Raw genomic sequence first — 6,837 nt, 5'->3', positions numbered from 1 at the left:
TGGCTCTACGGGACCCGTAAAGCACACGGTGACCTTGTGATGTCAGGCGTGCGCCCAGGGTCGAGCCGACTCTGCCGGTTCCGAGGACGGCGATGTTCACAGATTGCTCCTCTTCGGCCCTCGGTGAGGGCGACGTTGCGTACTCACCTGGTTTCCACCGTGGCAACAGGTATCGGCAGGGACGGGAGCAGGTCGACCGCCTTTTCCCAGGACCGGTCGCCGAGAAGTTGGGAACGGAGGTAGGACAGGACCAGTGCGCGGAGTGCGGCGACGCGGGCTGGATTCTCGTCCGTGGTCTCGGCCGCGTCGTAGCCGGAGATCCCGCCGAACAGGTGCCCGGCCCCCAACATCATCAGCAGCGTCTTGTTACCGCCCGGACTGTGTGTGTAGGCGTCCCACCGGTAGCTCAGGCGGCTGGAGAAGTTCGGGTTCAGGTCCTCGTCGCCGGCCACGACCAGCGTGGTACCGGTCATCGTCGCGAAGTCCGAGTACCGCAGCGACGGGTAGCGCTCGGTCGCCCACGGGCCGAAGTGCTCGTCGGCGACGCCGGGGGCCCCGATGACGACACCTGCTTTCAGCCGTGGGTCCGACAGATCCTTCTCCCGAGGGTCCTGCGGCTCCAGGACCTGCATGCCCATCAGCAGCGACACCGTGTGACCGCCCAGCGAGTGACCGACTGCCGCGATCCTGCTGGTGTCGACGCGTTCCGGCAGGCCGGGGACGGCGCCGAGGATCTCCGGCAGGCGGTCCAGGACGGCGTGCATGTCGAGGGCGCGGTCGCGCCAGAAGAGGGGCGCGTCGGGCAGGTCCTGCTCGCGCAGTCCGAGCACGGTGGAGTCGAGGTGTGTCGGCTGGATGACGACGAACCCATGGGCGGCCCAGAAGTCCACGAGCGGGCCATAGCCGCGTAGCGAGGACAGGAAGTTCGCGGCACCGTGCCCGTGGGAGAACACGATGACCGGGAGCCCGGTGCCCGTCACGGGCGCCGCGACCTTGGTCTCCAGCGGAACAGGCCTGTCCGGGACGTCGAGGACGACGGGACTGCAGCTCAGGATCGACGTCGGATCACCGACCGGGAAACCGGATGCGTCGGCGTATGCAGTGTTCAAGACCATCTCCTATGCGCGGTCCGCAGGTAGTTGCCGTCCGTGCGGACACAACATCGAACCGTCGACGAAAATCTTGCTATCAAAGGCAAGATTGCACAAGGAGGCATTTACGATACGTGGGGCGTGTACGCTGTGGACAGCAAAAATCGAGCGGTGACGAACGGCCCGAGGGAGGGCGCGGTGACGACAAGGAACGGTCCCGGACTGCGGGAGCGGAACAAGGCGCGCCGTCGGCGCCACATCCTGCACACCGCCCTGCGACTGTTCGTCGAACATGGCTATGAGGGGACGACCATCGCCGACATCGCCGAGGCCGCCGACGTGGCCCCGCGAACAGTGACGGGCTACTTCCCCTCCAAGCTCGACTTCATCACCGAATGGCCGGCCGAACGCGAGCAGCGACTGATCGCGCTCTACTACGCCGATCCGTCCGTCGACTTCGTCGAGCTCGTCGACAAGTGGTGGCGCGACCTGCGTGACCACCTCGACCACGAGGAGGCGACGCTCACCCGCGCGATGACGCTCGCCAATCCCGGCGTCGTCGCCCTGGCCGAGGTCGAGGTGTCGCGCCGGATCGCCGGGACCAAGTTCCCCTTCGACGGCACCGATCAGGAGGACCCGTTCGAGGCCGCCGGCCGTGCGGCGATCAGAGGCGTCAACCAAGCCTTCGAACGCAGTGTCGCCGAGGGCCGCATGACCGACCGCCTGCACGAAGACCTGCTGAATCTGATCCGCACCATCGCCGAGACGGCCCACGTCGGCCACGGCGCACTCAAGCTCGACCGCTGACACGCGGGCCGCACCACCCGCGACCGGCCTCGCTCGTGCAGTCGGTGCCCGTATCGCACTGGCCGCGCAAACGGCCCGTCTACCGGCTGGTGTTCGCCACCCGCAGCCAGTACGGCCTGTGGGTGTTCGGCGACGTGGTCGCCCGAGCGAGGGACGCGTGGTGGGCAACGCTCCAGTCGCGTGAGGAGGACGACGACCTGGCACTGTTCCCGACGGCCTCGCTGACCCGCCCTGATCCGCAGGAAGTGAAGGCCCGAGCGGTACCGGTGATCGCGGACAACCTGGAGAGGCTGCTGCCGCGCACCCGGCGTCCCGTCAAGCTCGTCGACCACACGCTGAGATCTTCGGGGAATTCCGCAACGAGGCAGGCCTGAGCCGCCTCTGTGCGCAAGTAAGGCCGAAAATTCGGCATTGCCGCTCTCCAACGGACCAGATCAACTCAGCGATCCGGAACCCAGCCCGCCCGCCGAAGGTCGCTTTCCACCTCTGGCGAGAAACGGGGCACCTCAGCGAGGACCGCTGGAGCCGGAGCGTATGGCGAAGGCCCCGGTAGTCGGGGGACGACTGACGCGCGACCTTGTCGCCCGGGAAGAGGCCCTCGCCCTTCCGGACAGGCACGAACCCGACTCCGAGCTCGACCGCGGCCGCGCTGCCCAGAAGAAACCCCCGCGCCTCGATGCCGCAGACCGCGGTGATCCGCTCGCCTCGAAACGGTTCGACGAGACCGGTGACCACCGGGGCCAGTGCCCGGGATCCCGAAAGATCGCCCACACATAGGCGTGCCCACTGATCCACCGGAAGTGTTCAAGCGTCAGGTCACGCGCGGTCCCGGGCATGGGCGGAAGTCTGCCGACCGGCCGGCAACGCCGCAAACCATCACCGGCACACGGACATCGGCCGTTGCTGCCAGGGTGTGCTCATGAATACGACACCGGACGGGCGGCCCATCCCGCCCGCACATGCCGACGAGCGCACCATGCTGGAAGCATGGCTGGACTTCCACCGTGCGACTCTCGCCCTCAAGTGTTCGGGCCTCAAAGATGATCAATTACGGTCTGCCGCGGCATCACCGTCGTCGATGACGCTGCTCGGTCTCGTCCAGCACATGGCCGAGGTGGAACGCAACTGGTTCCAGCGCGTGTTCGCCGGTCTGACCGTGCCGCCGGTCTTCGGCAAGAGCAACCCCGACGGCTTCGCCCTTCAGCCCGAACGAGGACTCGACGAGGCGACCGCCGCCTGGCAGGTGGAGGTCGCCCGAGGACGTGAGGAGATCGCTGACGCGTCCTTGGACGACTCCGGTCACCTGTCCGAGCAGGAAGCAGTTCACCTCGGCGACCAGGGAATCTCCCTGCGCTGGATCATGGTGCACATGATCGAGGAATACGCACGTCACAACGGTCACGCCGATCTCCTCCGTGAGCAGGTCGACGGAGCAACCGGCGCATGAGACGCCCCGGCCGGGGTGATCAGGCAAGACCCGCGACCTCCTCGGCGGTGGCCTCCCCACGGGGTACCTGATCAGATCGGCGTACGGGCGCGGCAGGTACGGCTGCCCCGCCCCGGACACCAGCGAGAGTCGGTCGCGGGCAAGCCCGCGGTCCCCGGGGCTTGACGGTTCGGACTGTGCGAACCAAGAATGCAGTGGATCCTGACAACGTTGTCTTAGGTTCGAACCCAGGAGGCGCATCCGCGTGAACCACCACCCGCCCCGGCTGAGCAGACGCCGGTTCGCCCAACTGTCCGGCCTCACCGTGGCGTTGGCGGCGTCCACGTCGCTCGGCGTCTCACCGGCCGCGGCCGACGGACGGCCGGGCGGGCGTCGCCCGGCCGCTCCCGATGACATCGCCGACGCCTACTACCGGGCCCTGCTCACCCACACCCACTGGTCCGAGACCCAGTGGGACGCCTCCAAGGGGTACTACACCGCCAAGAACTTCGGCTTCGCCGTCGTCCTCGGCAACGCGCTGCTGCTCACCCGCGGTTCGTACGACGCCGAGCGGGCCGGCGTCGACGAGAAGACCCTGCTCCTCCGGACCCTCGCCACCATCAAGCACTTCGCCTCGTCGAACCGCCTCACCGGGGGCACCGAATGGGGCCGCACCCTCTTCTTCGACACCACCTTCCAGCTCTACTTCGTCCTCGCCGCGCGCCTTCTCTGGGACCGGCTCGACAGCGAGACGCGCGAGAACGTCGACACGATCGTGCGGGGGCAGGCCGAATACACCACCGCGCTCGGCACCGGTGACGACCCCGCCTCGGGAGACTGGACACCGCGCGGCCTCAACGGCGGCTACGTGGGCGACACGAAGCTGGAGGAGATGGGTGTCTACGCGCAGTCGCTGGCCCCCGGACTCGCCTGGGCGCCCGACAACGTGACGTACCCGCAGTGGCGGGACGCCTTCGGCCGCTGGAGCCGCAACGAGGCCGGACTGCCGGCCGCGGACCGCGCCAACCCGGCGCTCGTCGACGGTGTCCCCGTCAGCGACAACACCGCGCAGAACCTCTACGACACCTTCATCGTCGAGAACCACGGCTCGTTCGGCCCGCACTACCAGTCCGAACTGTGGCGGACATCCGGACGCAACGCCGCGCACTTCGTCACCGCCGGCCGGCCGATGCCCGAGGTCCTGACCTCGCAGCCGAACGCCGGACTCCTGTGGGACACCCTCCTCATGGTGATGAGTGACTCGGGTGAGCCCCTGATGCCGATGGTCAACGACCGTGAGTACCTCTACGGACGCGACGTCATCCCCCTCGCGTTCCTCGCCCAGGTGCTGGGAGACCGGGCCGCCGCCCGCGCCGAGGCCGCGCTGGCCGAGCGCCTGGAGGCCTACCAGGCGTACGCGCCGGTCAACCGCCTGACCAAGTTCTCCGGAGAGCCCAAGTACGAGCCGGAGGCCCGCGCCGAGATCGCCGTCAGTTACCTCCTGCACGAGTGGCGGGCCGCCCAGGGCAAGGCGGTACGCCCGCTCACGGAGCGGGAGTTGTTCGAACGAGCCAGTGGCGTACGGGACTTCGGCCCCGGACCCGGCCTCGTCGCGCACCAGTCACCGGCCGCCTGGGCCGCCGCCGTCAGCAAGCCCGGCTACGTCAAGTTCGCCTGGCAACCCGCCCACGACAACTGGCTCTTCGCCCTCAGCGGGAACACACCCATGTTCCTTCCCTCGACCGCCGCCAGACCGGCCGCCCGATCCGTCACGACGTACAGCGAGGTCCGTGACGGCTTCGACGGCAGTGCGACACTCTTCACCCTGCCCACGGGCTTCGCCGGGTTCACCACCCTCCCCTCGGGGGACGTCGTCTACGCGACGAGCGGCACCTCCGCCGGCGAGGGCCATCTCGAAGTACGCAACCTCACCATGCCGGGCATCAAGGGCCTCGACGGCGGCCGTACGTACACCACCGCCGAGGGGGCGACCACCGTCTCCGCCAAGGACGACGGTGCCCCGGCGCCCGGCGGGCGCACGGACGACATCAGCTTCACCAGGGCCTCCTACCGGCACCTGCGGATGCGCGGGATCACCCCGGACCCCAAGTACGGCTACTCCCTGTTCGCGATCGAGGTACGCGACGGCGCCGAGGGGACGGACCTCGCCCGGGGCGCCACCGCGACCGCCTCGTCATCCGACACCGGCAAGGGCGCGGCCCTGGCCGTCGACGGCAACCTCACGACCCGCTGGGCCGTCTCCGTCGCCGACCGTCCGCGGGCGGACAGCTGGCTCGCCGTCGATCTCGGGCAGGAGCGGGAGTTCGACCGCGTCACCCTGCGCTGGGAGGCCGCCGCCGGCCGGGCTTACGCGCTCCAGGGCTCGGCGGACGGAAAGACCTGGACGGACCTGGAACGTTTCCCGCACGCCGACCTCACCAGCACCGGCGGCTGGGTCTCGGTGGACGGACGGGCGGGCCTCGTCGTACGCGGCGCGAAGAACCCGCTCGCCGTCTACGGCGACACGCTGGTCCTCTCCGACGGTCCGGCCGAGGCCGTCCTCGTGGAGGGTTACGCCGACGGCGACCCGTCCGCGGTGAAAGCCGCCGCACGGCGCGAGGCGCCCAGGTCGGGGCATCCTGATGTGCTCGCGAGCACCGCGGGAGGTCACCTCAGCCTGTTCAACCTGTCGGCCACCGCCGTGACCACCACGGTGTCCCTGCCGCAGGACACCCGTTCGGTACGGCTGTACGCGGGCACGCAGACGCTGACGGCCGACGGCACCGACTACCGCGCCGAACTCCCCGCGGCTCAGGCACAGGTGGCACCCGCCCGCTTCGTCCTGCGGCCCGACGGCGGCGGGCGCGTTCCGGCCGGACTGCGCGCCGAGGTCGTGGACGCGGCGACACTCCGGCTGACCGGGCCCTCCTGCCGGCTGGTGGTCACCCCACCGGGCGGGCAGGCGACGCATGTCAGCGTGCGCCGCGGGCGTACCGAGAACGTCACCGTGCGCGGTACCACCGCCTATCCGCTCACCGACATGGCACTCGGTCGCGTCACCTTCCCGACGGCGCCGCTCCCGGCCGGCATGTCCGACCCGGCGGCGGCGGTCGACGGCGATCCGCACACATCCTGGAGTCCGGGGGCCGACGGCCGCATGGTGGTCGACCTCGGGGCACCGACGGCGATCAGCGAGATCCGGATCAGCTGGACAGGGGGGCGGGCGCCGTCGGCGGAGGCCGAGTTCAGCACCGACGGTCTGTCGTACGAGCCTGCCGGAGACTTCCGGACCAGGGGTCGTGTCGCGACACTCACCACGAAGGGCACCGCCCGCTACGTGGCCCTGCGGATCAAGGGCCGGGCCGGCAACGACGCACGCGTGGTCTCGCTCTCCGTACTCCCCGGCTGACCCCCGCCCGCACCCGTCCGTCCCACCCGGCCGGTACGACGGCCACCACGACACCTCGTCGTGGTGGCCGTCGTACCCGCCCAGTCGCGCACCGGACAAAGTCC

General features: G+C 69.6%; 5 protein-coding genes. 4 read left to right on the top strand and 1 reads right to left on the bottom strand.

Annotation, left to right across the window (positions count from 1 at the left end; genetic code table 11):
- Window positions 1–143: 143 nt before the first annotated feature.
- A complete protein-coding gene (locus ACFWV8_RS17440) occupies window positions 144–1,115 on the bottom strand; it encodes an alpha/beta hydrolase family protein (RefSeq protein ID WP_384202324.1) in 972 nt (323 codons plus the stop codon).
- A 174-nt stretch (window positions 1,116–1,289) separates the two neighbouring features.
- Here ACFWV8_RS17440 and ACFWV8_RS17435 point away from each other — a divergent pair, with 174 nt between their 5' ends.
- The 4 genes from ACFWV8_RS17435 (at window position 1,290) to ACFWV8_RS17420 (ending at window position 6,733) form a co-directional block, all read left to right on the top strand.
- Window positions 1,290–1,898 (top strand): helix-turn-helix domain-containing protein, encoded by a 609-nt coding sequence (locus tag ACFWV8_RS17435; protein ID WP_384202321.1) that lies wholly within the window; start codon window positions 1,290–1,292, stop codon window positions 1,896–1,898.
- 44 nt (window positions 1,899–1,942) lie between these two features.
- Entirely contained in the window at window positions 1,943–2,272 is a 330-nt protein-coding gene (locus ACFWV8_RS17430) for a hypothetical protein (protein WP_384202318.1), read from the top strand.
- A gap of 545 nt (window positions 2,273–2,817) precedes the next feature.
- Window positions 2,818–3,345: a DinB family protein gene (locus tag ACFWV8_RS17425; protein ID WP_384202315.1), complete on the top strand. Its 528-nt coding sequence runs from the start codon at window positions 2,818–2,820 to the stop codon at window positions 3,343–3,345.
- A 244-nt stretch (window positions 3,346–3,589) separates the two neighbouring features.
- Window positions 3,590–6,733, top strand: coding sequence for a discoidin domain-containing protein (locus ACFWV8_RS17420; protein WP_384202312.1), 3,144 nt, complete (start codon window positions 3,590–3,592; stop codon window positions 6,731–6,733).
- Window positions 6,734–6,837 lie beyond the last annotated feature (104 nt).

Source organism: Streptomyces sp. NPDC058665 (assembly GCF_042714995.1).
In the GTDB taxonomy this organism is placed as follows: domain Bacteria; phylum Actinomycetota; class Actinomycetes; order Streptomycetales; family Streptomycetaceae; genus Streptomyces.
Note: the sequence above shows the minus strand (reverse complement) of the source record. Positions and strands in the feature narration are given on the sequence as shown.